We start from the raw sequence: 611 nt of genomic DNA, 5'->3' as shown, positions 1-611 counted from the left end.
GAGCTCACCATTATCGTTAGATTGAAACTGGTTTTCAGTTGATGTCGGTTTCCCTTTCACTACCTCTAGCGTGAACAAGTCGGGATCAGACAATATTGCCATCACTGGTGCGCTGACTACTTCATCGTTGTTGGTTGTGATCGCTGTGAATTGCGGGAGATCGTCACCGCACATCAACGCCATGTCATCAGATGGTGTCACCGTCAGGCCCAAGTCATCGTTACTTGGAGGCAACATGCTACACTCGGGCGGCGGAGTTGCGGTGCTCGGACAAATGGAGCTCGAGTAATCGCAACGTGATTGGCCAACACCGCAGAACTGAGAATACTTGCCAGTTACACTATGAGGGTGCAAACTTCCCGGCGTTTGTTGGATTTCGCCGCAAACCTTACTTCCAACACCTTGATTAAAGTTTAATGTCTGGAAGTACTTAATCGCAGTATCTTTCGCGTAGAACGAACCGTTCAGTGCGGCAGATGCCCCTTTGGACTCCGTCGTGCCGTAAACCGCCATATCATCAATAAGCAGAGAACTGTGCGCCACAATATCACCGACGACGAAATGTTGTTGGAAAGGGTGATTCGTCTTGAGATGCAATTGATGGCCTTTTG

General features: G+C 49.1%; 1 pseudogene. It reads right to left on the bottom strand.

Annotation, left to right across the window (positions count from 1 at the left end):
• Window positions 1-543 (bottom strand): annotated as a pseudogene (locus tag R8O11_RS29200) (polymer-forming cytoskeletal protein); the annotation flags it as partial.
• Between the last annotated feature and the right edge of the window lie 68 nt (window positions 544-611).

The sequence above is a fragment of the Vibrio sp. 1288 genome (assembly GCF_033344475.1).
The sequence above is the reverse complement of the archived record's forward strand: the minus strand, read 5'-3'. Positions and strand labels throughout refer to the sequence as shown.